Origin of the sequence: Bradyrhizobium sp. CCBAU 53340, from assembly GCF_015291645.1 — a bacterium.
Classification (GTDB): Bacteria; Pseudomonadota; Alphaproteobacteria; order Rhizobiales; family Xanthobacteraceae; genus Bradyrhizobium.
In genome coordinates this window covers 289,381-315,954 of sequence record NZ_CP030056.1, presented here as the reverse complement: position 1 = coordinate 315,954, position 26,574 = coordinate 289,381, and the positions used below count along the sequence as shown (strand labels likewise).

Here is a 26,574-nt window from a genome sequence, read left to right as displayed (position 1 = left end):
CGCAATCGTGACGCTGCAGTCTTCAGTGAGCCAACTCGCTTCGGCGCAAGACGGCGCGGCCAAGAGTGCCAGCCCGCCGCGCCTTGACTGGTGGAGCATCGCCGCGATCGCGCCGGCGGTCTTGATCCTTCTTGGCTTTCTGTTCCTGTTCTTCTACGGCGTATTTCAGTCCCTGACGGATCTCAAGTTCGGCCGGCCACTGGTCCACTTTATTGGCCTTACCAATTACGCCGCGTTGATCAAGACAGACGACTTCTGGAATAGCGTCCGAGCAACACTTGTCTACGCTGGTTCAGCGGTCCTTGCGGAAGCCGTGCTCGGCGTTGCCCTCGCCAAGCTCTTTGCCACCGAAGTGTTCCTGGCACGCGTGATGCGGCCGGTCATTCTGTTGCCACTCGTGCTTCCGCCCATGAGCGTTGCCTTGATGTGGACGACGATGATGGATCCGCAGAGCGGCATCCTGAACTATCTGCTGTCGCTTGTAGGAATGGGCCGGTTTGCATGGATTTCTGATCCCGCGACAGCGATGATTTCCCTCGTCCTGATCGACATATGGACTTACACCCCCTTTTTCACGCTGATCATCTTCGCCGGCCTCCAGGGCATCAATGAGGAGATCAGGGAGGCCGCGCGCGTCAATGGTGCAAAGGGCTGGGCAACCTTCCTCTACATCGAGCTGCCGTTGATCGCGCCCTACATCCTGATTGCTGCGGTCTTCCGTCTGATCGAATCTCTCAATCAATTCGACATCATTTTCGGAACGACGCAAGGCGGTCCCGGCAACAGCACCTCCGTTCTTTCCGTGCGCGCCTACATCACCGCATTCCAGAACCTCGCCTTCGGCCGGGGCGCGGCCCTCATGGTCGTCAATTGGATCATCGTCCTGGCCGGAGCGTTCCTCACGGTCAAGTTGTGGCGATACGTCCGACAACGCGTTAGCTGAAGAGACGCGACATGCGCCTAAATCGCTCAGGATCGACAAATATCGCTCTCAATCTGCTGGTTGGCATCTGCGCGCTCACTCTCGCTTTTCCGCTGATCTGGATCCTGCTGATGTCGTTGAAACAGCAGGGCGAGGTCATGGCCTGGCCGCCCAAGTTCATCTTCTCGCCGACGCTTGAGAATTTCCGGGTGCTGTTCGACGCCGCGCAGGCCGGCGCGACAAGCTATGGCACCATCAAGGTTGATTTCCTCACGCCAGTGACAAATAGCGTCGCCATCGCGCTCGGATCTGTTTTCGTCTCAATGCTCCTTGGCGTGCCCGCCGGTTACGTTCTGGCAAGGCGAGACATCCCGATGAAGGAGGACATCGCCTTCTTCATTCTTGGCTTCAGGTTCGCCCCGGCCTTGCTCGTCGTCATCCCGCTCTTCAACGTGTTCCAGACCATCGGACTCTACGACACCTATCTCGGCATGATCTGGGTCTACCAGGTCGTCACGCTGCCTATGATCGTGTGGTTGAGCCGCTCCTACATCGAGGATATTCCAAAGGACATCGAGGAGGCTGCAGCGATGGACGGGGCCAAACCTGTCAGGGTCATTCTGCATATCGTGCTGCCGCTTCTCAAGCCCGGCCTGATCGGCGCCTCCTTGCTGATCTTTCTGCTGGCCTGGCACAACTTCGCGCTCGGCTTGATCCTGAGCTCCACCAAGGCGCCGGTGACCGTCGCGCTACTCAAGCTGCTCAATCCGGGGGTGCAGTTCTATCCCGTCATGGCTGCAGGACTGGTCGTTACCATGATCATTCCGGTGATCTTGATCGTGATGGGCCAGCGCCACCTCGAACGTGGTCTCACTTTCGGGGCAGTAAAATGAATCCCAGGCCCTTGATGTTCTTTGGAACGACCAATCTCGACCTCTGCTTCAATGTCGAGCGGCTGCCAACGCCGGGTGAAAGTTTGATGGGCAAATTGAACCGCAATCCTGGAGGGAAGGGCGCCAATCAAGCCGTAGCGGCCGCACGGCTTGGACTGAAGCCCCTATTCTACACCCGTCTTGGCGGGGACGAGGCTGGCCAGTCCCTCTTGCAGTCACTGCGCGAAGCCGGAGTCCGTGCTGAGGCCATCACCATTTGTGCCGGTGAGGTCTCCGGCTCGGCCCTCGTCCTGGTGGGAGACGACGGTTCGAACATGATCGTGATCGATCCGGGCGCCAATCTGAATGTGATGCCGGCCATGGTTGAGAGCGCGGCCGCATTCATCGCGCCAGGCGCGCTCGTTGTTGCCGAAATGGGCTTGCCCATCTCCGCCCTCAACCGGCTCTTTGAAATGAAAAGCGAGAAGGGCTTCGAACTCATTTTTAATCCGGCGCCGGTCAGACCCGGGCTTTCGCCGGCGGCATGGCGACAAGTCGATTACGTGACCCCCAACCAGACCGAGGCCTTCGAGCTGACCGGGGTAGAGGTGACCGATTTCGACAGCGCCGCAGTGGCGGCGTCCAAGCTTCTGCACCTCGGACCCAAAGCCGCACTGATCACGCTGGGAGCGCAGGGCGCCTTCTATGCCGACGCGGCGCACTCGTTTGCGCTGCGTGCCTTTCCCGTCAAAGTCGTCGATACCACGGCCGCCGGGGACGCCTTCAATGGCGCTTTTGCCGCTTCGCTCGCTCAAGGCCTGCCTCTGAGGGATTCGGTCAGACGAGCACTAGCCGTTGCTGCCCTGTGCGTAACGCGCCGCGGGGCGCAGGCCTCAATGCCGCTGGCAGCAGAGGTCGATGAATTCCTCAAATCACAAACGATCTTGGAGTTGGAATGACCGAACAGTTCTCAGTCTCAGACAGAACGGTGCTCGTGACAGGGGCAGGGGGCGGCATCGGATCTGCCATTGTGAATGCGTTTCGGGCAGGAGGGGCCAACGTCGTTGCCACCGACGCCAATCTCGAAAGCCTCAGGCAGACATTGGTAGGACTTCCCCATGGCAATGGCGTGTTGCCGATGGCCATGGACGTTTCGCGCGAAGAGGACGTGGCGCGCGTGCTCGAGGAGATCGGAAAACGATTCGGCCGGCTCGACGTGCTCGTCAACAATGCCGGCGTTAAATCTGCCCAGCCGCTCCTCAGCGGGGCGGCCGACAAGATCGAACGCACAATCCAGATCAACTCGGTCGCAATCCTCCGCTGCTCGAAGCTCGCGATCGAGCGCTTCATGACAACCAAGGGCGGCCGCATCGTCAATGTCGGTTCCTCCTTGTCTTCGCAAGGCGCCGTATTCAACTATCAGGCCGGAGGGGCGGACTATTGCCTCTCCAAGGCAATCGTTCACGACATCACAAAGCTCCTTGCTTATGAATGCGCGCCGCTCAAGATCAATGTGAATGCAATCGCACCGGGGATCATCGACACCCCCATGCATGGCCGTCCGCGTGAGGAGACGGAAGCCCGCCATAGCGGCCGAATCCCATTGGGACGGGTTGGATTGCCGAACGACATTGCCGGCCTTGCCGTGTTTCTCGCAAGCCCTGCGGCCTCCTACATGACCGGCCAGATCGTTCACGTGAACGGCGGGATGCTGATGAATGGCTAAGTCCGGCACTCAGCTTCAATGGCCCGAGATCGCCGGTGTCATTTCCGATCTGGATGGCGTGGTCTACCGGGGGAACGCCGCGATCGCGGACGCCATCGAAGCCTTCAAGAGCTGGCAGCGGGCAAAACTTCCCTTCTGCTTCGTCACTAACAATTCGACCCACACGCCGGAAGATGTTGTGCGCAAGGTCGGAGGTTTCGGGCTTTCGATCTCCCCGAGGCAGGTCGTGACGAGCGCCATCACGGCCGCGGCGCTCATTCGCGCCCAATACCCGAAACTGACACGGGCCTTTGTCATCGGCGCGCCATCCCTTGCCAAAGCGATCGAGGAGGCGGGCCTCGAAGTCACCGATGCGAAGCCTGAAGTCGTGGTGATGGGGCTCGACCGCCAGATTACGCATGACAAGCTGCGAATTGCTGCTGCGGCTATCCTGGGCGGCGCCGTGTTCATAGGCACAAACCCTGATCTTCTCTTGCCGACTGCGGACGGCTTCGAACCAGGGGCAGGGGCCATGATCACGGCAGTTGCAGCCGCAACTCAAGTCCAGCCTCTGATCGTCGGCAAACCCGAGACGCACATGATCGAAGCCGCGCTTTCGCGGCTTGGAACGCCACGTCAATCCACATTGATGATCGGCGACCAGATACAGACAGATATCCAGGCCGGCAAGCGCGCCGGCCTTCCTGCCGTGCTCGTCACGACAGGCGTCCCACCTCGCAAGGACGCCGCGCTGCTGCCAGCCGACTTTACCGTGTCCAGCCTTTCAGAAATCGCCGTGAAGGCTGGTGTAGACACCGTACGGCAGAGGAGAGCGTGATGGCCAATGTTCGCCTGGAAGGCCTCAACAAGGCCTATGGCACTATCCAGATCCTGCGCAATATCGACCTCACCATCGATCACGGCGAATTCGTCGTCTTCGTCGGGCCTTCAGGGTCGGGCAAGTCGACCCTGCTGCGCATGATCGGCGGTCTCGAGCCGATTAGCGGAGGACGGCTTTTCATCGACAATGAGCTCGTCAACGACGTGGACGCGGCCGACCGCAATCTAGGCATGGTGTTCCAGAGCTACGCCCTCTATCCGCACATGACCGTCCGGGAAAACCTGGCTTTCCCCTTGCGGATGGCCAAAGCGACGAAAGCGGAGATCGGGAAGCGTGTCGCTGAGGCCGCGTCCTTATTGCAGATCGACCATTTGCTCGATCGCAAGCCACGGCAGCTCTCCGGCGGCCAGCGCCAGCGCGTGGCGATCGGGCGGGCCATCGTCCGCGAGCCCAAGGTGTTTCTGTTTGACGAGCCGCTGTCCAACCTCGACACCGAGCTGCGGGTGCAGATGCGGGTCCAGATCGCCAAGCTCCACGAGCAGCTTGGAAACACCATGATCTACGTCACTCACGATCAGGTCGAGGCCATGACCATGGCTGACAAGATCGTCGTGCTCAAGGACGGCAATATCGAGCAGGTGGGGAGCCCCCACGAGCTCTATCACTACCCGGCGTCGCGCTTCGTCGCCGGCTTCATTGGCTCGCCTAAGATGAATTTTTTGGGCGGTCATATCGAGGCCGCGCACGAGACAGGGGTGGAGGTCAGGCTTGACGCGGGCTCGACCGTCTCGGTCCCCGTTCGGCCGGATCAATTGCTGGTCGGCAAGCCGATCACGCTCGGGATCCGTCCCGATGATTTCTCGCAGCCGGCAGAAGACAAAGAGATCGCTCTCGAGCTGGACGTCGATTTCGTCGAGCACCTTGGCAGCGTCACCTACATCTACGGCAACGCGGGCAAGGAAGCCGTGGTCGCCAAAGCGCCACGGCTCGAGCCAGCCAAACGATCTGGCAAGGTCCGCCTTGCGGCTTCACCAGCCGATTGCCACCTGTTCACGGCCAACGGCAAGGCCCTGCAGCGGTTGCACGCACCGGCAAATTGGAGCTAATTTTCGGGCCTGCCGCACAGGAGGGGCGGCCGGTATGCACAACCGGGTAGAGCAGGTCAAGAACGCAGGAATCAGGCAGTTCTTCCGCAATTCCCGTTCATTCGTGCTCGGGGCAGGCATCGGCTCGGGCATGACCGCAAGGGCGGCCGAACGGGCGGGTGCAGATTTTGTCCTTGCGCTCAACGCTGGCCGTTTTCGCGCCATGGGCGGCTCCTCGCCAGCCTCGATCCTGCCCATCCGCGATAGCAACGAATTCGTCGCCGGATTCGGCCGAACCGAGATCCTGCCCAGCACCAAACTGCCGGTCTTTTTCGGCGCATGCACCTTCGATCCGCGCCTCGATCTCGATCGCTTCCTCGACCGGATCATCCGATGGGGCTTTACAGGGGTTACCAATTTCCCCTCCGTCATCCACATCGACGATTTTAGAAGGTCCTTGCTCGAGAAATCTGGCCTCGGCTACGAGCGAGAAATCGAACTTCTAACAAAAGCCCGTCAACGCGGTTTGATGACGATTGCCTATACCCGCTCCCAGGCCGAAGCGCGGCGCATGGTCGAGGCAGGCATTGAGGCGATCTGCATCAACTTCAATCTCAATCGCAGCGTCGAAAGCGGATCTGATCCATCGATCAGCCAGTCCGAGCTCGCAGCGCGGACCAGCGCCGTGACACGGGTGGCGCACTCCACCGACAAGAACGTCATCTGTCTACTCGGCGGCGGACCCATTACAAAGCCGGACGAACTCCTCGATATCTGCCGCGAAACGGGCGTCCAGGGCTTCATAGGCGGCTCTTCGCTGGACCGGGTCCCGTTGGAGATGTCGGTCCTCGAGGTCACATCCGGGTTCAAGACGATTCATCTCTTGCGCGAGAAAGTCGATCTGCTCGAGCGTCAGCTCCAATTGAGCGGGTTCAGGCACGGCGTCATTGCCCAATCCTCAGTCATGAAGCGGGTGCTCGAGACCGCCAAACGCCTGGCTGCCAATCCTAATCCTGTGCTCGTGTGGGGCGAAACGGGCTCGGGAAAACGCAGGATAGCGAATCTCGTTCACAGCTTCAGCGACCGCAAACATACAAAGGCTGCGCTCTTCCAGTGCCGCGCGGGGCCGGCAGCGGGCAACATCGGTGCATTGTTCGGCGCGGAGCGCGACGAGACCAGGAAGCGCCAACTATCGATTCTTGAAGCTGCAAACGGCACTGCCGTCCTGCTGCTGCATCTGGATCAACTGCCGCGGGATGGCCAGGAGCGTCTTGCTGATTACCTCGAGACCGGCGGTTTTGCACCCCTGAACGGGGTATCGGTCGTGCGGTCCAACGCACGGATCATTGCAACAGCGACAATTGCTCGCAGCGCCAGCCTTCAAACCGTGCTCTGTCCTCGGCTTCTTGCCCTGTTTACCGGGCTTGACATTGCCCTGCCGGCCTTGCCGGACAGGCTCGAAGACCTTCCCCAACTGGTCCAGCATTTCACGGTGGAAGCGAAGGGAGATTCAAACGCGCCGACGTTGGGAATAGAGAATTCTGCCTTCCTGGCGCTTGCCGGGCATGATTGGCCGGGAAACCTGCGAGAGTTGCGCCAAATCGTCAACCAGCTGGTGACGCTGCAACTGTCACACATTACGGCTGACGTCCTAAGGCCTTTGCTGACCGCGTCATCGGCCGTGAAACGGACAAATGTGTTCTCCGAGCGCGAGTGGATCATCGAAGGGCTGAAACGAAACAAGCTCCACCGCGGAAAAACTGCCCAGTCCCTTGGACTCTCCAGGAAGACCCTCTACAACAAGATCAAGAAGCTGCGGATCCTGGAGTAGCTCTGCTCCTCATTATTTTCGCGCTGGCGGCTTCGTGCCGCTCAGAAGCGCGAACTTCGCCACCGGCGCTCCTCGCTTCCCGGCGCTTACCAAATCGACGCCATCGCCAATCACGAACTTGAGCGCTTCTTCCGGCATCTGGACCAGGCCGGCCAGATGCGAGCCGATGCGCCGCTCGGCCATTGCGGTCTTAGAGATGTCGTCCGTCGCGAACAACACCCTGAAGTCCAAATTGGCAAACCATTCCAGACGTCGAAGCTCGATCTCCTGTCCGCTTTCAATGGGCGTCCCTGTCGTTGACCGCTCAATGAGAGACGCCGGCGGGAAGTTGATGATCCCCTTGATCCCGGCCTCTTTCAACGCATCGGCAAGATCCTCCCAGCACGCGAAGGGATCGATCATGACGATCGCGGCGTAAACACCCGCAGATCTCTCCTTTCGGAACGTGCGCAGATCCCGTAACAGACAATCGTTCCAGTCAACGACGGGCAAGGTCGCCATGACCAGCATGGAGCCTTCCGGAAGGCTCCCTAAAGCCGGCGCATAGATTGCTAGGCAATAACCCTCGCGCGTGTCCGACCTGCTTGAAATGAGCTCGCCGACTGCTCTTTGCTTCAACCGCCTCTACCCAATCTTACCCATTTAAACATCGCACTGATCTTATACGGCATTTCAGTTCGGTCTAGAGATCTGCACGACATCTAGGCACGTCAGGCTTCCGACGACGTCTCATCTATCCGCTGGCAGGCCGGCCTCGTCTGCTTCCTCCCTCGACTTACGCCGCTGTTGGAGAGCTCCAGCAGCGGTCTCTTTTTAGAATTCAATTCACAGGCATTGAACCGCGCGAGCTGTCCACCCGCCCGCCACTTGGCACTTTTTGCAATGGGTGAAACAGCGTCCCAAGGGCTGGCGGAGATGACCTTCGCCTGCTGCGCACCGCGTGCGTCTCATGGGCCCGAAAGGACGCCGGACAGAAGATGCCGGAAGAGGAGAGGGGAAGACACGCCGCAGACAGGACAGGCAACCTTGGCTAGAGCCACCGGTGCGCTCCCGAGCGCTTCGAGACATCTACCCAATATTACCCAACTCTCCCCGGCGCGGCACTTATTGAGCGTCTCGGCCGCGTTTAGACCATTCGTATCAAGCAGGATCGGAGAGGAAAGATCGTGTCGCACCATTGCACCGACGACGCGAAGTCGGCCAGGCTTGGGCGCTCGCCCAAGGTCGGAGCCGCTGGCGCCGTTGCAATCGTGGCGACGCTCGATACGAAGGGCGCAGAAGCATCTTATCTCCGAAACGTCATCGAAGGCCTGGGCCGCACGACGGTGGTCTTAGACGTCGGTACGTCCAAGGCAGGGTCGGACAAAGAGCCGACAGATGGCGGCCGCGCCGTTTCTCCCGTCGAGCTCTTGAACGACATTGCCCAATCGGCCCGCAAAATGGTCGATGATCTTCGCCAATCAGGCGCGATCAGCGCAATTGTCGGAATTGCGGGTGGCAAGGGCAGCGCCGTCTTTGGCGAAGTCGTCCGCGATTTACCATATGGCTTCCCGAAGCTCCTTGTGAGTAGCGCCAGGCCCGCACTGCTCGCCGAACTGGCCGTCCATAACGACATCATCCTCTATCCGACCCTTGTCGACCTCTTCGGGATCAACGCCTTCACCCAACGCGTGCTGGACAATGCCGGCCGCGCCGTGGCCGCCATGCAATATGAGCCATCCCGTCAGAGGAGACGGAAGAAAATCGTCGCCATCACGGCCTTCGGAGTTACGACGCCGGCGGCCAATCAATGCGTAAGACGTCTTGGAGAGGCCGGCCTCGATGCGATCGTTTTCCCCGCTAACGGGGCCGGCGGGCGCAAGATGGAACAGCTAATCGCGGCCGGTGAGTTTGACGCTGTAATCGATCTGACCACAACCGAGCTTGCTGACGAAATCGTCGGTGGCACCGCCAGCGCCGGACCGGATCGGCTCAAGGCAGCCGCGGATCGATCAATCCCGCAGGTCGTCGCGCCAGGCGCAGTCGACATGGTCAATTTTGGTCCACCATCCAGCGTCCCCGATCAGTTTCGCTGCCGCCAGTTCTACTCCCATACTCGCTACACCACGCTCATGCGCACAACTCCGTCCGAAAACGCAAGCATCGGCCGGCTTACGGCCGAGCGGCTGTCGCGGGCCGAAGCGCCAGCCATCGTGCTCTGGCCGGCGAAAGGCGTCTCCGACTACGACCGCGACGGCGGCGTGTTCCGTGATTGCAATGCCGACCGCGCTTGGCTGGACGCGGTCAAGAACAATCTGCCGCCCAAAATCACGGTGCGCGAATTGAACTGTCACATCAACGATCCCGAATTTGCCGAGGCGGCCGCGAGTTGGATCCTCGAGCAATTGGCGCAGGAAGGCTGACTGCGATGCGGATGTTTGAGCGAAGCGAAATCCTAGCGAAGATCGCAAGCCAGGTGGCCGAGCGCAGAGCGGTTCTTGCCGCAGGCAGCAGCTGCGGCCTGGTGGCCAAATGCGCTGTCCTCGGGGGCGCGGACATGCTGGTGGTCTACTCTACCGGGCTGTCGCGCCTGATGGGGCTTCCGACCAGCCGGATCGGAGACTCCAACGCGCGCACGCTCGAGCTTGCCGCAGAAATCCGCAACGTTGTCTCTTCCATCCCCGTGATCGGCGGCGTTGAGGCCTGGGATCCCGTTCGGCTCGATCTCGATGCGTTGCTCGACAAATTCTGGGCGGCCGGCTTCTCAGGCGTGATCAACTATCCCACCATCTCGACCATGGGCGACAAATGGCGCGACCGCCGCGGCCGCGTCGGGCTCGGCTTCGAACGCGAAGTCGAGATGATCGCATCTGCGCGCAAGAAGAACATCTTCTCGCTCGCCTATGTCGCAAACCCGGACGATGCCAAGGCGATGGCAAGCGCCGGGGCCGACTGCATCATCCCTCATGTCGGCGCCACACGGGGCGGGCTCGTTGGCCATGAGGAAGGGCGGTCGGTCAAAGACGCGATCAATCGCATCAACGACATCAACGCCGCGGCCAGGAGCGGGCGCTCCGACGTTGTCCTGCTCTGCCATGGTGGTGCGATCGCAGAGCCCGCGGATACGGCCGAGGTGTACCGGTCGACGCAATGCGTCGGATTTGTCGGCGCCTCCTCCATCGAACGAATTCCGATCGAACGGGCAGTAAAGGCGGCAGCCGAGGAATTCAAAGCCGTCCCGCTTCCCCAACATCACTGACCTCAGTTCCAAGAAATCGCAGCGAGGCTGGAATGGACACACCGATGGGCCAATCAAGCAAGGGCATGACCGTGGCGATCGCCCGAAGCGCAAGGGCGGATCACGAATGGGCAACCGACGTTCTCGTAGTCGGGAGTGGTGCAGCCGGGCTCTCGGCCGCCCTCTATGCGGCAAAAGCAGGACTGCGCGTCACTGTCTGCGAAAAATCCGCCCGGCTCGGCGGCACGACAGCTCTTTCCAATGGTATGATCTGGGTTCCTTGCTCACCCCAGGCGCGCTCAGCGAAGATCGACGACTCGCTTGCGAAGGCAAGGACCTACCTGCAGCACGAACTTGGCACCTATTACCGGGCAGGCTTCATCGATGCTTATCTCGAGGACGGCCCAGCTGCACTTGCCGCCCTTGAGGACGGGACAGAGGTCAACTTCACGCTGGCCTCGGCGCCCGATTATCATTCGAGCCAGATCGGCGGCGTCGACAAGGGCCGGGCACTGAGCCCGGCTCCCTATGATGGGCGCCTTCTCGGAGCCGATTTCGATCTGATCGGCGATCCCATCCGGGTTGTGCTTGGTGGAATGATGATCTCATCCAGCGAGGTCAGAAGCTTCCTCAATCCCTTCCAATCCTTTGCCGCCCTCAGACACGTCTTGCGGCGTGTCGGTCGCTACGCGCGTGACCGGCTGGGCCACAGGCGCGGGACAGAGCTCAGCGGAGGGAACGCCCTGATCGCGCGCCTGGTCGTCAGTCTGCGCAAGCACGGCGTCGAGATATGGCCTGGCTCCCCGCTGATAGAGCTGATCAGGGAAGATGGGCGTGTCACCGGAGCCGTCGTCAAGCGGAACGGTTCCGACCTTCGCGTGCGCGCCTCGCATGGCGTCATCCTCGCAACGGGCGGATTTGCTCGCAGCGCAGAGTTAAGAGCCAGCCTCAGCGGTCCCCACCAGCACGATGACACGCTGGCCCATGTGGACGTTGTGGGCGATGGCATTTCCCTGGCGTCCAGGCTTGGAGCTGCGATTGACAACAATGTCGCCTCTGCCGGCTTTTGGACTCCCGTCTCAATTCTCAAGAGCGGCAGCTCCTCCCAAGTGGTCCCCTATGGCTGGCTCGATCGCGGCCGTCCCGGCGTCATCGCAGTGGGGCCGGATGCCAAGCGTTTCGTCAACGAATCCAATTCGTATCACGACATTTGCCTGGCGATGTTCACCAGCGGCTATCCGGCAGATAAGCGATTTTACTTCATCTGCGACCTGGAGTTCGTACGGTTGAGAGGTATGGGACATCTGCTGCCCTGGCCCTGGACCTTGAGGATCGGAAAATATGCGCGCCTTGGGTACATCAAGGTCGGCCGGACAATTCCTGAACTTGCCAAACAGCTGGGGCTAGATCCGGCTGCGCTTGAAAAGACCGTCGAAGAGCACAACACGCACGCTGCTGAGGGGCGCGATCCGCTGTTCAAACGCGGTGAATCCGCCTTTAATCGCACGCTCGGCGATCCGGCCGTGAGCAAGAAAAACCCAAATCTCGGACCCATCAAGACAGGCCCGTTTATCGCGCTTCCAATCGTTCCGGCAACGCTCGGCACGGCCACCGGCCTGGCAACCGACACTTGCGGCCAGGTCCTAGACGGGCAGGAAAGATCCATCGCGGGCCTTTACGCTTGCGGCAACGACATGACATCCCCGATGCGCGGCATCTATCCAGGAGCAGGCATCACCATCGGGCCTGCGATTGTGTTCGCGTACCGGGCTGTCAACGCCATCCTATCGGCGACGCAGCAAAAGACAAAGGCTGCCGCTTCTGGAGCTTGACATCGTTTGCATGGGGCGAGCGCGTGATCGACGAAGCATTGGCTTTCGCCAGGAGCGGCTGGCTCGAAGGCGGCTCATCCAAGGGGTTTGATTTTTGATGCGCCGCTCGCGCCATGCCAAGATCGTCGCAACCATCGGCCCGGCAACCGTCGAGCTCGACCAACTCCGTGCTCTCGATCTTGCAGGTGCCGATACATTCCGCCTGAACTTCAGTCATGGCACCAAAGACGATCACGCGCGCGCCTTTACCGCCATTCGCGCGCTCGAGCGCGAATTCGGCCGACCCATCGGCGTGCTACAAGATCTGCAAGGCCCGAAGCTGCGCATCGGTTCGCTTGAAGAGGGTGAGCTCACGCTGCAGGCCGGCGAAACGGTCCGCTTTGTTCTGGACGGAGCAAGAGGCGGAAAGCAGGCGATCCCTCTGCCACATCCGGAGATCTTTGTAGCTGCGTATCCAGGTCAAAATCTGCTCATCGATGACGGCCGTGTTCGCCTAAGCCTCGAAAAGCCAGGCGATGGCGACATGATAGCGCGCGTCATTGTCGGTGGAACGATCCGCGATCAAAAAGGCGTAAACGTGCCGGGAGCGTTGCTTGATATCTACCCCCTGACCAAGAAGGATCGTGACGATCTCGTCTTCGGCCTAGAGCTGGGCGTCGACTGGGTTGCCTTGTCCTTTGTTCAGAAGCCTTCAGACCTGATTGAGGCACGAGCTCTAATCGGTGAGGCAGCCGGCCTCGTCGCCAAAATCGAAACGCCAATGGCGCTTGATCACATCGATGATATCATCAAATTGTCCGACGCCCTCATGGTCGCCCGCGGCGATCTTGGGGTCGAGATTCCCCCGGAAAACGTGCCTGGCCGACAAAAAGAGCTCATTCGTGCTTGCCGAATGGCCGCAAAGCCCGTGATCGTCGCAACCCAAATGCTTGATTCCATGGTGGCAGCGCCGACGCCGACGCGCGCGGAAGCCTCCGATGTTGCGACCGCCATCTATGATGGAGCCGATGCTGTGATGCTATCAGCCGAAACGGCAAACGGCGCTTATCCGGCCGAAGCCGTCGCCATGATGGATCGTATCATCCGGAGTACGGAGCAACATCGTCTCTATCGCTCCTTGATCAGGGCTGCGCAAGTCGACGAAGAGATTACCCCTCCACACGCTGTCGCAGCGGCAGGCGCAGATCTTGCCGCCACGATCGAGGCCAAAGCCATCATCGGCTTCACGGCGAGCGGGACGACCGCAGCCCGCATTTCGCGCAAACGACCACCGATCCCCGTTCTTGCTCTGACGCCAGACGACATTGTGGCGCGACGCATGTGCCTGTTGTGGGGCGTCCATAGTGTCGTGGCCAGCGATCCCTCCGGCCATGAAGAAATAACCCGGATCGCGGCCGTGGCAGCGCAACGGGAAGGCTATGTGCGGTCCGGCGACTTGGCCGTCGTGGTCTTTGGCCTCCCATTCGGACAAATAGGCGCGACAAACAACGTACGCGTTGCTGTCTGCTAGAACAGTCCGTTCGCCCTGAAACGTCTGTCGAGCCATCTTGATGTCGATCCGGACTGCGGCGAGGCTCTACGCATGGTCGTGCACGAGATGCTCCAAGCCCGGCTGCAACTCCGGCCAGGAGCTTACATTGCCTGACGACCACGAGGCAGCTCTGCGCGGATGGGCGGTTTCGGTCGAAACCGCACAGCCTTTTTAGTCGAATGCCGCTTGCAGCGAGCAGACGGGCTGTATCGCTGGCATGAGGGCCTCAGCGGCAGGCATCTGCGTGCCGCCCGCGGCCTGTTGAACTGGTCCGTCAAGGAAGTGGCCCAGCGGGTGTGCGTCTCCACGGCGATCATCTGGCGGATCGAGGAGTACAGCGACACACCAATGTCCGACGCGCAGAGGGAAAGCTTGAGAAAGACCTTTGTCGATGCAGGAATCAAAGTTACCCTTCCGGTCGTAGGCAAGCCCCGGTGTTCAGCCGCGATGACGCTCCATCGGCAAATCGAGATGGCTATCAATCGTTATCTTTTTTGCAGCGCAGGAGGGCAGCGCCGGTCTCAAGAATCAACAAAATTGAGCTTCCGGCAGCTTCTCCTCGTGTGAAAGTGCTACTCAGGTGCCCCATGCTGGCAAGTCTCGGTCTTATCCTCCTCTGCCAATTGATCGGAGAGGCCATTACGCGCGGGTTCGGCCTGCTGCTGCCTGGTCCGGTCGTCGGGCTCCTGCTGCTGTTGATTTTGCTGCTCGTCCGTGACCGTTTCGCAATCATCGCTCAAGGACCGCTGCGAAACGGCGGCGTTGAGACTGCCAGCAGGGGGCTGCTCAACAATCTGTCTCTCCTGTTTGTCCCGGCCGGCGTGGGTGTCGTGGAAAAACTCGATCTCATTTATGCTCATGGGATAGCAATTGTGTTGATTCTTGCCCTTTCCGTCGTAGTGACCCTTCTCGCGACCGTGCTAACGTTTCGCCTGGTCAGCCGGCTGTTCGGTCATGAGGCGCCATGAAGGACCATGCATTCTCGCTCTGGGTCTATCTGTCGCAATCGCCTCTGCTTTGGCTGACGATCACCTTACTGGTTTATGCAGTCTCGGAAGCGCTGTCGCTTGCCCTCCACCGACATCCGCTCGCCAATCCTGTTCTCCACGCGGTCTGGATCATCGGCGTGTTTCTGTTCGTGACCAGCACGCCATATCCGGTCTATTTTAGCGGAGCGCAGTTCGTACATTTCTTGCTCGGCCCAGCCACAGTCGCGCTCGCTATCCCGCTCTACGAGAACCGCAGGATCGTCCTTGCCTCGATCGTGCCAATGCTGGCAGCCCTCGTTGTGGGCTCGGTCACAGCGGCCGCGTCGATTGTGCTGCTTGCGAAAGCTGCAGGCTTGCCGCGCGATGTTGTACTGTCCCTTGCGCCTAAGTCCGTGACAGCCGCGGTCGCAATGGGGATCAGCGAAACACTGCACGCCGACCCTTCTCTGACCGCCGTCGCGGTGATCCTCACGGGGATCATGGGAGCGATCATTGTCACGCCATTGATGAATTGGAGTGGTATCATTGATTTTCGTGCGCGTGGTTTTGCCGCGGGCATCGCCGCGCACGGCATTGGTACCGCGCGAGCGTTTCAGGTGGACGAGGTTGCGGGCGTGTTCTCGGGGATTGCGATGAGCCTGAACGCGCTGGTTACGTCTTTGCTCGTCCCTCTCGCAGTCACACAATTGTTGCGATAAGCCACCGCGCATGGCCGTTCTGACGAGGCCCATCCTCACTTTTTCGGATAGCCAAACCATCGCGGCAACGAGCGATACTTACTGGGAGGAAAGGCTAGCTTCGCCTCCGAGCTGGGCGACGATCCAATCGGCAAAAGCGCGCACCGCCGAGCGTTGCCGGCTGGCGCGCGGATAAATTAGCCTGTGACCGACGTATCGAATATCGGTTGCGCGGCCGGCCAATGGAGCAACCAGTCGTCCGCTAGCCAATTCGCGCTCCGCTAGAAGCGTTGATTCCAAGGCTACTCCCAGTCCTTCGGCGGCGGTTGCAATCGCCAGGAAACTTCGATCGAATCTCATGCCGTGAATCGCTGGAGCTTCCAATCCATTGGCGGCGAACCACTGATGCCATTGAACTTGCTTCACGTCTGAACGGATCAATGTCTGATCCAGGAGGTCGATCGGCTTCTTGATTGATTTTGCAAGCTTCCGGGAGCATAGGGGAGTGACTGTTTCCTCTGGCAGAGGAACAATCTCGACGCCCTCCGCCCTCGGCGGACCGTAAACGATGTCGACATCGAAATCATCGTTACTGAAACGCGCATAGTCTGTGCTGGCAGCCAAGCGAACTTCTAGCTTCGGATGGGCTGCAAGAAACTGCGCCAGTCGTGGCGTTAGCCATTGCGCTGCAAAGCTCGGAGCGGAGTGAACCCGCACCAACTGCGGACCACGAGCAGCGACTTCCTCCAAGCCGCGGCGGAGCTGATCGAATGCAGCGCCGGTATGTCGCATCAGGTTCTCGCCGGCCGGCGTGAGCCGCACCGCGCGTGCACTGCGCTCGAAGAGAACGGTCCGGAGCGTGTCCTCCAGCTTACGGATTGCATGACTGACTGCACTTGGCGTCAGGTGAAGCTCATTCGCCGCATCGCGAAACGATCCGGTGCGGGCCGCCGCCTCAAAGGCGCGAATTGCCGATATCGGAACATTCGAGAGCATCGCATAAGTGAACCAGATTCATCGACCCATGACAACTGTGCGCTTGTCGGCGCGGAGAGCGAGGGTCATTCCTAGCATTGTCAAGGAAAACAATTTGCGGGAGGAACTGATGCTGCTCAGCGGGAAGACAGCCATCATTTCGGGCGCGGCCTCGCCGCGGGGGATCGGGCTCGCCACCGCCCGGCGGTTTGCCTCCGAGGGCGCTCGGGTCGCAATCCTCGATATCGATGCCGGAGCCGCGGCAGGGGCAGCAGCCACTCTTGGCAAGGAACACCTCGGTTTGCGCTGCGACGTCGCTGACAAATCGTCCTGCGAGCGGGCAGTTGCAAGCGCGGTCGAGGCATTCGGTGGTATCGATATACTGATCAACAATGCCGGCATTACCCAGCCGGTGAAGCTCCTGGACATATCAGCCGCCGATTGGGATCGCATTCAAGACGTCAATCTCAAAGGCGTTCTCTTCCTCTCCCAGGCCGTGATCCCGCATATGCGTGCGCGGAAGTCCGGATCGATCGCATGCATGTCGTCGGTGTCGGCCCAGCGTGGCGGCGGAATTTTTGGGGGACCACACTATTCGGCAGCGAAAGCCGGCGTTCTTGGTTTAGCCAAGGCCATGGCTCGCGAGTTCGGTCCTGACAACATCCGCGTCAACTGCGTCACGCCTGGCCTGATCGGCACCGATATCACGGCCGGCAAGCTGACTGATGAAATGCGTGCGAAAATTCTGGAAGGCATTCCACTCAATCGTCTCGGCACCGCAGAAGATGTCGCCGGCATCTACACTTTTCTGGCCTCCGATCTCTCCGCGTACGTCACTGGTGCCGTGATCGACGTCAATGGCGGCATGCTCATCCACTGAGCCAGCAAGAGAAGGTCCAGATCGATGGAAGCGCCGACCAAAACGTTGACCAACACGCCCAAGCTGGCGGACCGCGCCTATAACATTCGCCGCAATGCGCTGCGCATGGGGGAAGTTCAGGGCCAAGGCTATATCGCTCAGGCGCTCGATATCTCCGACGTTCTCGCCGTGGCTTACTTTCACGCGATGCGCTATCGGCCGGAGGATCCGACCTGGGAGGAACGCGATCGCTTCCTGCTCTCAAACGGGCACTACGCTATTGCGCTTTATGCGGCTTTGATAGAAGCGGGGATCGTCCCCGAGGAAGAGCTTGAGACCTATGGCAGTGACGAGAGCCGCTTGCCAATGTCGGGCATGGCCTCCTACACGCCCGGAATGGAAATGTCGGGTGGCTCGCTCGGCCTCGGGCTCAGCATTGCTGTCGGCATGGGCCTTGGCCTCAAACGCAAAAGGTCCGAGGCGCGGGTATACACCTTGTTCTCCGACGGCGAGCTCGACGAGGGCTCCGTGTGGGAGGCCATCCAGTCGGCGGCCCACTACAAGCTGGACAACCTGATCGGCATTGTCGATGTCAACAACCAGCAGGCCGACGGTCCCTCGACGCAAGTCATGGCCTTCGAACCCTTGGTCGACAAGCTCCAGGCATTCGGCTGGTTCGTACAACGTATCGATGGCAATGATCTCGATGCCGTGCTCGCAGCATTCGACCGTGCAAAGTCGCATCCCGAGCCGAAGCCGCGAATGATCGTCGCCGACACCCTCATGGGGAAGGGCGTTCCTTTCCTCGAGCAGCGCGAGAAGAACCATTTCATTCGCGTCGAGCAGCACGAATGGCAACTTGCCCTTGCCGCGCTGGAAGCCGGGAGGCAGGCATGAAGACCGTCAGATCAGCACCGCAAGCGGGCAAGCCGCGCCTAACCACCTCTGCCATGATCGCCTCGATTGCGGCCGAGGGCCAAAAGACGAAGCCAGCGCCGTTCGGACATGCACTCGTCGAACTGGCACGGAGCCGGCCAGAGGTGGTCGGCATGACCGCCGATCTCGGCAAATACACCGACCTGCACATCTTCGCCAAGGAATTTCCAGACCGCTATTACCAGATGGGCATGGCCGAGCAACTTTTGTTCGGAGCAGCCTCCGGACTCGCCGCAGAGGGCTTCATGCCCTTTGCGACGACATATGCCGTGTTCGCATCGCGGCGCGCCTACGATTTCATTCATCAGACCATTGCGGAGGAAGACCGCAACGTGAAAATCGTCTGCGCCTTGCCCGGCCTGACCTCGGGCTATGGCCCAAGTCATCAAGCCGCCGAGGATCTCGCGTTGTTTCGGGCCATGCCAAATATGACGGTGATCGACCCCTGCGATGCCAGTGAAATCGAGCAGGTGGTGCCAGCCATAGCCGCGCATCAAGGTCCAGTCTACATGCGCCTGCTGCGCGGCCAGGTGCCTGTCGTTCTGGATGAATACGACTATAAGTTCGAGCTTGGAAAGGCCAAGCTGATCCGTGATGGCAAGGACGTCCTGATCATCTCGTCCGGCATCATGACCATGCGGGCACTCGAGGCCGTCCAAGCTTTGAAGGATGACCGCGTGGATGCAGCGGTGCTGCATGTTCCAACCATCAAGCCCCTCGACGCAGAGACTATCCTGCGTGAGGCCAGCAAGCCGGCACGGCTTGTCGTCGTTGCCGAAAATCACACGACCATTGGTGGCCTCGGCGAAGCAATTGCCGCACTCCTCTTGCGTTCTGGGGCACATCCGCCTTTCCGCCAGATCGCATTGCCGGACGAATTTCTCGACGCCGGCGCGCTTCCAACGCTGCACGACCGTTACGGGATTTCCACCGCAGAGGTCGCAAGGCAAATCAAACAGTGGCTTTAGCGCCGCTGGGCTGAGGTCCAACAAGCTGTACTCAACGTTGCCCGCCGCACCTTGCAGCGGCGAACGCTGGCTTTTGCCCAAATGCCGGCACTCAAGACGCGGGCACACGAATGAGCGGAACGGCTGCGCCGCCTGCGCTGAGATCGCCACCGCTAGGTAAATAGAACGAGGAGGAAGACATGAGCGTATCGAAACGCAGAGATATCAGCCGGCGTTCCCTGTTGAAAGCTGCAACGGCCGTACCTCTCTGCGCAATTCTCACTCGACCGGCATCTGCGGCCGAATTCGTTTATAAATTTGCAACCGGCCAGGATCCGACGCATCCGGTGAACGTCCGCGCGCAGGAAGCCATCCAACGCATTCTAGAGGCTACCAGTGGCCGGCTCGAGATCAGGCTGTTTCCGGCCAACCAGCTCGGGTCCGACACCGAGCTCATGACCCAGGTCCGCAGCGGCGGCGTCGAATTCTTTAATCAGTCCTCTTCGATCCTCGCCACCCTGGTCCCAAGTGCGGGCCTGGTGAACACCGGCTTCGCGTTTACTGACTACGATAGCGTTTGGAAAGCTATGGACGGAGATCTCGGAACCTACATCCGGACGCAGATTGCCAAAACTCCGATCATGGCGGTTTCCAAAGCGTGGGATAACGGCTTTCGTCAGGTGACTTCTTCCGGACGTGAGATCCGCAGCCCTGACGATCTAAAGAATTTCCAGATCCGCGTCCCCCCGGCGCCGCTTTTGACCTCGCTTTTCAAGGCGCTTGGAGCCGGCCCGACGCCTATTAACTTCAACGAGGTCTACTCCGCGTTACAGACCAAAGTCGTGGACGGCCAGGAGAATCCGTTGCCGATCATTGCAACCGCCCGCCTCTACGAAGTGCAAAGCACGTGCAGCCTGACCGGGCACGTTTGGGACGGATACTGGATCCTCGCCAACAAGCGCGCATTCGAGCGCTTACCGAAGGATGTTCAGGAGGTCGTGACCCGCGAACTAGATCGCTCCGCCGTCGATCAGCGGGCTGATATCGCAAAGCTCAGCCAGTCCTTGCGCACCGATCTGTCGGCCAAAGGTCTCAAATTTATCGAAGTCGATCGCGCCGCCTTCCGACAAGCCTTGTCCAAGACTAGCTTCTACTCCGACTGGAAGGGCAAATTCGGCGAGGAGGCGTGGTCGCAGCTCGAAAAAGCGGCGGGTCAGCTGTCATGAGCAGCGTGAGCCACGCTCCACATGCTGATGACGGTGGAGCGACCGCCTCGACTGAACGGGGTCCCCGACATTGGGCGGTAACAGCGAACACGATGTTGGGCCACCTCGTCGCGGTCCCAGCCGCGCTACTCGTCCTGGCCGAAGTCGCAATCCTGGCCGCAGGAATCGTAGGCAGATACGTATTCCGCTCCCCCATCGTCTGGTCCGACGAACTCGCCGGTATTCTCTTCCTTTGGCTTGCCATGCTCGGCTCCGTCATTGCTTTCCAGCGCGGCGAGCACATGCGTATGACAGCCATCGTCGGCGTGCTCAGTGCCCAGGTGCGTGCGTTTTTGGACGTGGTGGCGGCCGCAGCCTCGCTGGCGTTTCTTTTGCTCGTCGTTTGGCCGGCCTATGAATTTGCCGCCGACGAGGCCTTCGTCACCACGCCGGCGCTGGAGATCATCAACACTTGGCGTGCGGCGGCGCTACCGATCGGAATTGGGCTGATGCTGATCGCCGCGGCCCTCCGGCTCTGCCGAATTGCCAATCTACGCAGCTTGTTGGCCTCTCTAGCGATCGTCGCCGGTCTCATCCTTGCGTTCGTGCTGCTCGCGCCGGTTTTTAAGCCGCTCGGCAATCTGAACCTTCTGATCTTCTTCGTCTTTGTTGTCGGTGCGATGGTCTTTGCCGCCGTTCCGATTGCCTTTGCATTCGGTCTCGCCACCGTGGGTTATCTCACGCTTACGACGAGCACGCCGGACGTAGTGATGATCGGGCGGATGGATGAAGGGATGAGCCATCTGATCCTGCTCGCCGTGCCTCTTTTCGTCTTCCTGGGCCTGCTGATCGAGATGACGGGCATGGCTCGCGCAATGGTCGGTTTCCTCGCAAGTCTCCTCGGCCACGTCCGCGGCGGGCTGCACTACGTCCTGGTCGGGGCTATGTATCTGGTCTCCGGTATCTCAGGGTCCAAGGCGGCAGATATGGCGGCCGTGGCCCCTGTGCTGTTTCCCGAGATGCGGCAGCGTGGCGCCAAACCCGGCGACCTCGTTGCGTTGCTGGCCGCCACGGGGGCGCAAACCGAAACGATTCCGCCGTCGCTGGTTCTGATCACGATCGGCTCGGTGACGGGCGTGTCGATCTCCGCGCTATTCACCGGCGGATTGCTCCCGGGCGTGGTGCTCGCAGTTATGCTCGGGGCGATCGTGTGGTGGCGCTACCGGCGCGAGGACCTCTCTCACGTCAAAAGGGCGACTGGGCGGGAGATCGGCCGAGCCTTTGTCATTGCTCTTCCTGCGATCGCCTTGCCTTTCGTGATCCGGACCGCCGTCGTCGAAGGCGTTGCAACGGCAACGGAGGTCTCGACCATCGGCATCTTGTACTCGGCCTGCGCCGGTCTCCTCATTTACCGCCAGTTCGACTGGCGACGCATCTATCCTATGCTGGTCGAGACGGCCTCCCTGTCGGGCGCGATTCTGCTCATCATCGGCGCCGCGACAGGAATGGCCTGGGCGCTGACCCAGTCGGGATTTTCAGCCTCGCTTGCCAAGTTCATGACCAGCCTTCCCGGCGGTGTCCCCGTCTTCCTAGCGGTGACGATCGTAACTTTCGTGATTCTAGGCAGCGTGCTGGAGGGGATCCCAGCCATCGTCTTGTTCGGTCCGCTCCTGTTCCCGATCGCGCGGCAGGTTGGGGTCCACGATGTCCATTACGCAATGGTCGTGGTTCTCGCGATGGGCATCGGCCTGTTCGCACCGCCGTTTGGGGTCGGCTACTACGCGGCCTGCGCTATCAGCCGCATTAACCCGGACGACGGTATGAGACCAATCGTGGGATACATGATTGCGCTGCTCATTGGCACGCTGATCGTCGCCGCGGTGCCCTGGCTGTCTATCGGCTTCCTGAAATAAGACTATCCGGTCCCGTGACCGGACCGCGATCGGCTGCCACCTTAAGTGACGCGAGCGGATAGAACTTGCTGGCACCGGCAGCAGTTTATAACGCTGGCGAAGCGAAGCGCCCCGATCAGCGTGTGAACTGGTTCATATGCGCGGCGTGCAGCCTTGGATAACCAACAGAGCGAAGCAGGCTCCGGCTCGGCTGAGGCGGTACGTCAGCCGTTCGTCTTCTGATGAACGCTTGGCCCGCGCTTTGCAGGTGATTCATTGCGCCTAAAGCAGCAAAGTAGGCTGCCATGACGTGGATAGAAGCTTGTGGCTATCTGGCCTCTTCGCTCGTCCTCGTGACATTCTGCATGCACACCATGCTGACTCTGCGGGCCGTCGCCATCTGCAGCAATCTCGCATTCATCGTCTATGCCACTGGCGCCGGTATCTACCCTGTGCTGATTCTGCACTTTATTTTGCTTCCACTAAACGCTGCCTACTTCGTCCGCATGGTCTTGGTACTACGCCGCGCCAAGCTCGCCGCTAATACAGATCTTTCTCCGAACTGGCTTCAGCCGTTCATGCACACACAGCGGATCAAGGCTGGAGAGACAATCTTCGAGAAAGGGGATCACGCCGATGCACTCTATCTCATCGGATCAGGACAAGTCGAGCTTCCCGAAATAGACAAGCTCTTGTATCCAGGAGAGGTTTTTGGTGAGGTTGGGCTGTTCGCCGTGGATCGACGCCGCCGCACGCAATCTGCTCGAGCGGCCAGCGATTTGGAGCTTTTCTGGATCAAGGCCGACGCATTAAAGAGGATTTGCGAACGGAACCCTGGCCTCTCGCTGTACTTTCTTCGTCCTGTAGCCACTCGGCTTAGCTCAAATGCTTCCGAGCGAACAGAGCCCCGGCAAGCCCCGTCCGCGCGTTGCGCTGGGGACATTAGATGAACCGCATACGCTCTCGCTGACACCGCGGTGGCGGGCGTTGCGTAGCTTCTTTGATCTCTACGCTTTGTGGTGAGCGATATTGTAATCTCCCGGCATGCATTTGTGCCGCTGAATATGCCAAGTATCTGAGCGGTAAATTGGATGCGCTTCTTTCCACTGGGCCAGCCCTGTCTGGCCGTTCATAACGCAGCCCTGGAAAGTAAGCGTGCTGTCGAATGCAGAGCTCGTCACGATCTTATCAACGCAATCGGCGGATGCAAATTGGCAAAGCACGGCAACCATCGTCACGAACAAATCGTCCTCGAAATGAAACTCTTCAAAAACAAACTATGGACCTATGGACTGCAATTACCACAAGAGCTGCTCTCGTGCTAGCTGATGGTGGCTTTTTGACCAGCTCATAAAGCAAAGACGGGAAGCGGAGTCAGCAAATCGGCCAACTGGTGGAGGAGCATCGAATATCCAGGCTCAAAGTCTTTTGGGTACGTATGCATCCCTGGGGCTGATAATCGATCGGAATGCAGCGACACTTCCAGCTCCATCCTCCTCCTTGTTGATTGTCTCCTTGGTTTGAGATTTGATGCGAAATCATTTCAGATGAGGTCCTATGAGCGTCAAGGCCGTGATGGCAACAATCCTGCAGCACGAGCTCGCCTCCCGTGGCGTGAACTCACTCACGCGTTCTGATTACGAGGCGGTTATTGAGCAGCTGATCAAAAAGCTGACAGAGCTAGAGTTTGAGCTCCGCTCGCGATCAACTAACGGCTCGCAAGGAGTTCCGACCTAACCAATCACTCAACTCGCGTCGTAGCCGGACGAGTAATTGCCCAACTTCCGTTCGCGGCTCCGCGACATAGGCCGTCCTGGTGGGCGACGATCACGGCACTTCAACTGGCGGCACCGCCATGCTGACCAAAACAAAACATAACATCACCTCGCGCCCTGCCATTTACGTTAACTGCAGCCGAGATTTGCGGAGGAGCCGCCGCCGGGCCATCTCGTGCCTGTCAGCTATCGCTACTGCACCTGGGGCAGGGCAATTTCAAGTAGCTGACGCCGGGGCCGGTGGCCATAATCCTCGGCAAGCCAGCGGCCCCACTTGTCTTAGCTCCTGTTTTGAACTGTTCATGCTCGTATGTATCCGCCCCAGGCGCGCCGTCGCGAAATGCTAAGACCGCGAGCTGCCGCCAACTCATCTGCGGCCTGCACCAGCTAGTTGCTCTGTGCCAAGTGCCGCGTGCCGACCGGAAACGAGTTTCCAACCTTAACCGAATTTAGGCAGATGTAGAGGCACCCCTTCGCAGGGCACATCGAGCTCTTCAACCTGGCCCTTGCCGACCTCTGTCACGCGCAACTTCTTGCCTTCAATCGTGAAGGCGCAATTTGTCGGTTGCGGCCCATCCAGCATGAGCCGGTCCACGACGTTGCCGCCGCGGTCGAGCACAGTGACGTTCTTCTGATTATAGACTGTGCAATAGAGCCGGCCGTCGGTGCCAAAAGCCATCCCGTCGGGCCCCTTGAAGTCAGGATTGGAGTCGGGCTGCAGCACATTGCCGAAAACAACACGTTCAGGCATTGGCTTGCCGAGTACGTCATAGCGGTAGATTTCGCCTGTGAACGATGCGTTGGCATAGAGATGGTCGTCGGGCCCGAAAGCAATCCCGTTGGTGAATCGGATCTTGCGATCGAGGACGCGAAGGACCTTCATGGCCGCGGGATCGATTTCGTAGACGCGGCCGTCCCAATCAAGGTCCATATAGCCCTCGACGAAGGCCTGCCCGTTGATGAAATCCTCAGCCGCCATGCCTGAATCAGTCATGTAGAGTAGTCCGTTGGGGCCGAAGCAGAGGTCATTCGGAAATAGAAAGCGATCGGCGCCTTCGCCCTGCATGCGCCGGATCTCGTTTCCGGCTTGGTCGATGCAAATCAGCGCCCGCAGGCCCGCTTCCGCGATCCAGATGCGGCCGTGGCCGTCCGTCGTCAGTCCGTTCGGGCGGCCGCCCGTCGCGCGAACCACTCTGCGATTGCCTCGCTGATCGAGCCGCGTGATGCACAACGTCGATGCGGACATCTCCGTGACATACATCGATCCGTCGGGGAGGCAGATTGGCCCCTCGGGCGCTCCGATTCCGCTAGCAAAAAGTCTCGATGCCATGCTTTTCCCCCTGCATCCCGTTGTTGGGTTTGCGAACTCTTGCGCTTAGGCGATGACCGAGCCTGTGGCCGGATCGATCAGCACCATCCGATTGAGGTCGATGGCGAGCTGGATTCGCTCGCCATGGCTCTGAACATCATGTGCTTGCAGCTCCGCGACTGCGTCTACTCCGCCGATCTTGATGGTCGTGAAGGTACGAGTACCTGTAGGCTGGATGAGATCGGCGACCGCTGAATAGGGCACCACCCCATCGCGCAATGGTCCGTCGCCGGCTCGGCCGAAATGCTGAGGCCGAATGCCGACAATGACCTCACGTCCCGCCACGCTAGAAAGGGCAGTGGCCTTCGCAGGCGGCACAGTCAGGGACTCTCCGGAACCGAAAACGACAGAAAGCCCGCCATTCATCGCCGTCAGGGTTGCCGGTATGAGATTGATCGAAGGAGAGCCGAGGAAGCCCGCCACGAAGCCCGTTCGCGGCCGCTCGAACAGTTCGAGTGGAGCTCCCTGCTGCTCTATTTTTCCATCGCGTAGCAGCACGATACGATCCGCCAGCGTCATCGCCTCGACCTGATCGTGTGTAACGTAGATCATTGTGGTGGTGATCTCGTGATGCAGACGCTTGATCTCGGTTCGCATTTCGTCACGCAATTGGGCGTCCAGATTCGAGAGCGGCTCGTCAAACAAGAAAAGATCCGCCTTGCGAACGATGGCCCGTCCGATCGCGACGCGTTGACGCTGTCCACCGGAGAGCTGACGTGGATAACGCTGGAGGAGATTGCCGATGCCGAGCATCTCGGCGGCTTCGCTGACCCGCTTCCTGATCTCGATTTCTGGCGTCTTGCGGGCGCGCAGGCCGAACGCGATATTCTCATTGACGGTTAAATAGGGATAGAGTGCGTAGTTCTGAAAGACCATCGCAATGTTGCGTTCGCGCGGACGCAGATCGTTGACGATAGCGCCGCCAATCGCGATCGTGCCGTCGTCCGGATCTTCGAGACCGGCGATCGTCCGCAAAAGCGTGCTCTTGCCGCAGCCTGACGGACCCACGAGCACAGCGAATTCGCCATCGCTGATGGTTAAGTCTAGTCCCCGAACGGCATGCACGTTACCGTAGTATTTGTGCACTCCGGTCAACTTGACGTCGGCCACTCTA

General features: G+C 59.9%; 26 protein-coding genes. 21 read left to right on the top strand and 5 right to left on the bottom strand.

What is annotated here, in order from left to right; translation table 11 throughout:
• Positions 1–7: 7 nt before the first annotated feature.
• From XH89_RS38080 to XH89_RS38050, 7 genes are read left to right on the top strand one after another with little or no spacing between them, the layout of a single operon-like run.
• A complete protein-coding gene (locus tag XH89_RS38080) occupies positions 8–943 on the top strand; it encodes a carbohydrate ABC transporter permease (protein ID WP_232995562.1) in 936 nt (311 codons plus the stop codon).
• 11 nt (positions 944–954) lie between these two features.
• On the top strand, positions 955–1,815 hold the full coding sequence (locus tag XH89_RS38075) for a carbohydrate ABC transporter permease (RefSeq protein ID WP_128929482.1): 861 nt from the start codon (positions 955–957) through the stop codon (positions 1,813–1,815).
• A complete protein-coding gene (locus XH89_RS38070) occupies positions 1,812–2,753 on the top strand; it encodes a ribokinase (RefSeq protein WP_128929483.1) in 942 nt (313 codons plus the stop codon). The genes XH89_RS38075 and XH89_RS38070 overlap by 4 nt, the downstream gene beginning before the upstream one ends.
• The gene (locus XH89_RS38065; RefSeq protein WP_128929484.1) at positions 2,750–3,520 is read left to right on the top strand and encodes an SDR family NAD(P)-dependent oxidoreductase; all 771 of its coding nucleotides are present in this window, start codon (positions 2,750–2,752) and stop codon (positions 3,518–3,520) included. The genes XH89_RS38070 and XH89_RS38065 overlap by 4 nt, the downstream gene beginning before the upstream one ends.
• Entirely contained in the window at positions 3,513–4,337 is an 825-nt protein-coding gene (locus XH89_RS38060) for an HAD-IIA family hydrolase (RefSeq protein WP_128955161.1), read from the top strand. Before XH89_RS38065 ends, XH89_RS38060 begins: the two co-directional genes overlap by 8 nt.
• Positions 4,337–5,446 (top strand): ABC transporter ATP-binding protein, encoded by a 1,110-nt coding sequence (locus tag XH89_RS38055; RefSeq protein ID WP_128929486.1) that lies wholly within the window; start codon positions 4,337–4,339, stop codon positions 5,444–5,446. The genes XH89_RS38060 and XH89_RS38055 overlap by 1 nt, the downstream gene beginning before the upstream one ends.
• A 34-nt stretch (positions 5,447–5,480) precedes the next feature.
• The gene (locus XH89_RS38050; RefSeq protein ID WP_128929487.1) at positions 5,481–7,256 is read left to right on the top strand and encodes a phosphoenolpyruvate hydrolase family protein; all 1,776 of its coding nucleotides are present in this window, start codon (positions 5,481–5,483) and stop codon (positions 7,254–7,256) included.
• Positions 7,257–7,268: 12 nt separating this feature from the next.
• On the opposite strand, the gene XH89_RS38045 is transcribed toward XH89_RS38050, so the two are convergent.
• Positions 7,269–7,766 carry a hypothetical protein gene (locus XH89_RS38045; protein ID WP_232995564.1) on the bottom strand — a complete coding sequence of 166 codons (498 nt, stop codon included), beginning with the start codon at positions 7,764–7,766 and terminating at the stop codon, positions 7,269–7,271.
• A 656-nt stretch (positions 7,767–8,422) separates the two neighbouring features.
• Between XH89_RS38045 and XH89_RS38040 the strand changes: the two genes are divergently transcribed.
• From XH89_RS38040 to XH89_RS38010, 7 genes are all read left to right on the top strand, one after another.
• On the top strand, positions 8,423–9,658 hold the full coding sequence (locus tag XH89_RS38040) for a Tm-1-like ATP-binding domain-containing protein (protein WP_232995565.1): 1,236 nt from the start codon (positions 8,423–8,425) through the stop codon (positions 9,656–9,658).
• A gap of 53 nt (positions 9,659–9,711) precedes the next feature.
• Positions 9,712–10,494 (top strand): phosphoenolpyruvate hydrolase family protein, encoded by a 783-nt coding sequence (locus XH89_RS38035; RefSeq protein ID WP_245478030.1) that lies wholly within the window; start codon positions 9,712–9,714, stop codon positions 10,492–10,494.
• A 32-nt stretch (positions 10,495–10,526) separates the two neighbouring features.
• Positions 10,527–12,305 (top strand): FAD-dependent oxidoreductase, encoded by a 1,779-nt coding sequence (locus XH89_RS38030; RefSeq protein WP_232995567.1) that lies wholly within the window; start codon positions 10,527–10,529, stop codon positions 12,303–12,305.
• A gap of 97 nt (positions 12,306–12,402) precedes the next feature.
• Positions 12,403–13,815, top strand: coding sequence for a pyruvate kinase (gene pyk / locus XH89_RS38025; protein ID WP_128929489.1), 1,413 nt, complete (start codon positions 12,403–12,405; stop codon positions 13,813–13,815).
• Between the two features lie 207 nt (positions 13,816–14,022).
• Entirely contained in the window at positions 14,023–14,403 is a 381-nt protein-coding gene (locus XH89_RS38020; RefSeq protein ID WP_128929490.1) for a helix-turn-helix domain-containing protein, read from the top strand.
• A gap of 20 nt (positions 14,404–14,423) precedes the next feature.
• Positions 14,424–14,804 (top strand): CidA/LrgA family protein, encoded by a 381-nt coding sequence (locus XH89_RS38015; RefSeq protein WP_128929491.1) that lies wholly within the window; start codon positions 14,424–14,426, stop codon positions 14,802–14,804.
• Entirely contained in the window at positions 14,801–15,523 is a 723-nt protein-coding gene (locus XH89_RS38010; protein ID WP_128929492.1) for an LrgB family protein, read from the top strand. Before XH89_RS38015 ends, XH89_RS38010 begins: the two co-directional genes overlap by 4 nt.
• Positions 15,524–15,601: 78 nt before the next feature.
• On the opposite strand, the gene XH89_RS38005 is transcribed toward XH89_RS38010, so the two are convergent.
• Positions 15,602–16,498: a LysR substrate-binding domain-containing protein gene (locus XH89_RS38005; protein ID WP_128929493.1), complete on the bottom strand. Its 897-nt coding sequence runs from the start codon at positions 16,496–16,498 to the stop codon at positions 15,602–15,604.
• A 109-nt stretch (positions 16,499–16,607) separates the two neighbouring features.
• Between XH89_RS38005 and XH89_RS38000 the strand changes: the two genes are divergently transcribed.
• The 6 genes from XH89_RS38000 to XH89_RS37975 all read left to right on the top strand — a co-directional run bounded on the left by XH89_RS38000 (position 16,608) and on the right by XH89_RS37975 (position 23,266).
• On the top strand, positions 16,608–17,357 hold the full coding sequence (locus XH89_RS38000) for an SDR family NAD(P)-dependent oxidoreductase (RefSeq protein ID WP_128955190.1): 750 nt from the start codon (positions 16,608–16,610) through the stop codon (positions 17,355–17,357).
• A 24-nt stretch (positions 17,358–17,381) separates the two neighbouring features.
• On the top strand, positions 17,382–18,233 hold the full coding sequence (locus XH89_RS37995) for a transketolase (protein WP_128929495.1): 852 nt from the start codon (positions 17,382–17,384) through the stop codon (positions 18,231–18,233).
• Positions 18,230–19,240, top strand: coding sequence for a transketolase family protein (locus XH89_RS37990; RefSeq protein WP_188637396.1), 1,011 nt, complete (start codon positions 18,230–18,232; stop codon positions 19,238–19,240). The genes XH89_RS37995 and XH89_RS37990 overlap by 4 nt, the downstream gene beginning before the upstream one ends.
• A gap of 179 nt (positions 19,241–19,419) precedes the next feature.
• Complete coding sequence (locus XH89_RS37985) at positions 19,420–20,445, top strand: TRAP transporter substrate-binding protein (RefSeq protein ID WP_128929497.1); 1,026 nt, start codon at positions 19,420–19,422, stop codon at positions 20,443–20,445.
• Positions 20,442–22,337, top strand: coding sequence for a TRAP transporter large permease subunit (locus XH89_RS37980; protein WP_128929498.1), 1,896 nt, complete (start codon positions 20,442–20,444; stop codon positions 22,335–22,337). The genes XH89_RS37985 and XH89_RS37980 overlap by 4 nt, the downstream gene beginning before the upstream one ends.
• A gap of 344 nt (positions 22,338–22,681) precedes the next feature.
• On the top strand, positions 22,682–23,266 hold the full coding sequence (locus XH89_RS37975) for a cyclic nucleotide-binding domain-containing protein (RefSeq protein ID WP_237864935.1): 585 nt from the start codon (positions 22,682–22,684) through the stop codon (positions 23,264–23,266).
• A gap of 57 nt (positions 23,267–23,323) precedes the next feature.
• Here the strand turns inward: XH89_RS37975 and XH89_RS37970 are convergent, their stop codons facing one another.
• Positions 23,324–23,554: a hypothetical protein gene (locus tag XH89_RS37970; RefSeq protein WP_128929500.1), complete on the bottom strand. Its 231-nt coding sequence runs from the start codon at positions 23,552–23,554 to the stop codon at positions 23,324–23,326.
• Positions 23,555–23,873: 319 nt separating this feature from the next.
• On the opposite strand from XH89_RS37970, the gene XH89_RS37965 reads away from it, so the two are divergent.
• A complete protein-coding gene (locus XH89_RS37965; RefSeq protein ID WP_128929501.1) occupies positions 23,874–24,053 on the top strand; it encodes a hypothetical protein in 180 nt (59 codons plus the stop codon).
• A 477-nt stretch (positions 24,054–24,530) separates the two neighbouring features.
• On the opposite strand, the gene XH89_RS37960 is transcribed toward XH89_RS37965, so the two are convergent.
• Positions 24,531–25,157, bottom strand: a complete 627-nt coding sequence (locus tag XH89_RS37960; protein WP_347338575.1) for an SMP-30/gluconolactonase/LRE family protein — start codon at positions 25,155–25,157, stop codon at positions 24,531–24,533.
• Between the two features lie 309 nt (positions 25,158–25,466).
• Positions 25,467–26,570: an ABC transporter ATP-binding protein gene (locus tag XH89_RS37955; protein ID WP_128929503.1), complete on the bottom strand. Its 1,104-nt coding sequence runs from the start codon at positions 26,568–26,570 to the stop codon at positions 25,467–25,469.
• Positions 26,571–26,574 lie beyond the last annotated feature (4 nt).

Excerpts from the sequence above, each read along its gene's own strand:
- XH89_RS38075 (WP_128929482.1), top strand. The coding sequence starts at position 955 with ATGCGCCTAAATCGCTCAGGATCGACAAATATCGCTCTCAATCTGCTG.
- XH89_RS38065 (WP_128929484.1), top strand. The coding sequence starts at position 2,750 with ATGACCGAACAGTTCTCAGTCTCAGACAGAACGGTGCTCGTGACAGGG.
- XH89_RS38050 (WP_128929487.1), top strand. The coding sequence starts at position 5,481 with ATGCACAACCGGGTAGAGCAGGTCAAGAACGCAGGAATCAGGCAGTTC.
- pyk (WP_128929489.1), top strand. The coding sequence starts at position 12,403 with ATGCGCCGCTCGCGCCATGCCAAGATCGTCGCAACCATCGGCCCGGCA.
- XH89_RS38030 (WP_232995567.1), top strand. The coding sequence starts at position 10,527 with ATGGACACACCGATGGGCCAATCAAGCAAGGGCATGACCGTGGCGATC.
- XH89_RS37975 (WP_237864935.1), top strand. The coding sequence starts at position 22,682 with ATGCACACCATGCTGACTCTGCGGGCCGTCGCCATCTGCAGCAATCTC.
- XH89_RS37990 (WP_188637396.1), top strand. The coding sequence starts at position 18,230 with ATGAAGACCGTCAGATCAGCACCGCAAGCGGGCAAGCCGCGCCTAACC.
- XH89_RS37965 (WP_128929501.1), top strand. The coding sequence starts at position 23,874 with ATGAGCGTCAAGGCCGTGATGGCAACAATCCTGCAGCACGAGCTCGCC.
- XH89_RS38015 (WP_128929491.1), top strand. The coding sequence starts at position 14,424 with ATGCTGGCAAGTCTCGGTCTTATCCTCCTCTGCCAATTGATCGGAGAG.
- XH89_RS38060 (WP_128955161.1), top strand. The coding sequence starts at position 3,513 with ATGGCTAAGTCCGGCACTCAGCTTCAATGGCCCGAGATCGCCGGTGTC.
- XH89_RS38010 (WP_128929492.1), top strand. The coding sequence starts at position 14,801 with ATGAAGGACCATGCATTCTCGCTCTGGGTCTATCTGTCGCAATCGCCT.
- XH89_RS38070 (WP_128929483.1), top strand. The coding sequence starts at position 1,812 with ATGAATCCCAGGCCCTTGATGTTCTTTGGAACGACCAATCTCGACCTC.
- XH89_RS38005 (WP_128929493.1), bottom strand. The coding sequence starts at position 16,498 with ATGCTCTCGAATGTTCCGATATCGGCAATTCGCGCCTTTGAGGCGGCG.
- XH89_RS37960 (WP_347338575.1), bottom strand. The coding sequence starts at position 25,157 with ATGCAGGGCGAAGGCGCCGATCGCTTTCTATTTCCGAATGACCTCTGC.
- XH89_RS37980 (WP_128929498.1), top strand. The coding sequence starts at position 20,442 with ATGAGCAGCGTGAGCCACGCTCCACATGCTGATGACGGTGGAGCGACC.
- XH89_RS38055 (WP_128929486.1), top strand. The coding sequence starts at position 4,337 with ATGGCCAATGTTCGCCTGGAAGGCCTCAACAAGGCCTATGGCACTATC.
- XH89_RS37985 (WP_128929497.1), top strand. The coding sequence starts at position 19,420 with ATGAGCGTATCGAAACGCAGAGATATCAGCCGGCGTTCCCTGTTGAAA.
- XH89_RS38045 (WP_232995564.1), bottom strand. The coding sequence starts at position 7,766 with ATGCTGGTCATGGCGACCTTGCCCGTCGTTGACTGGAACGATTGTCTG.
- XH89_RS37995 (WP_128929495.1), top strand. The coding sequence starts at position 17,382 with ATGGAAGCGCCGACCAAAACGTTGACCAACACGCCCAAGCTGGCGGAC.
- XH89_RS38000 (WP_128955190.1), top strand. The coding sequence starts at position 16,608 with ATGCTGCTCAGCGGGAAGACAGCCATCATTTCGGGCGCGGCCTCGCCG.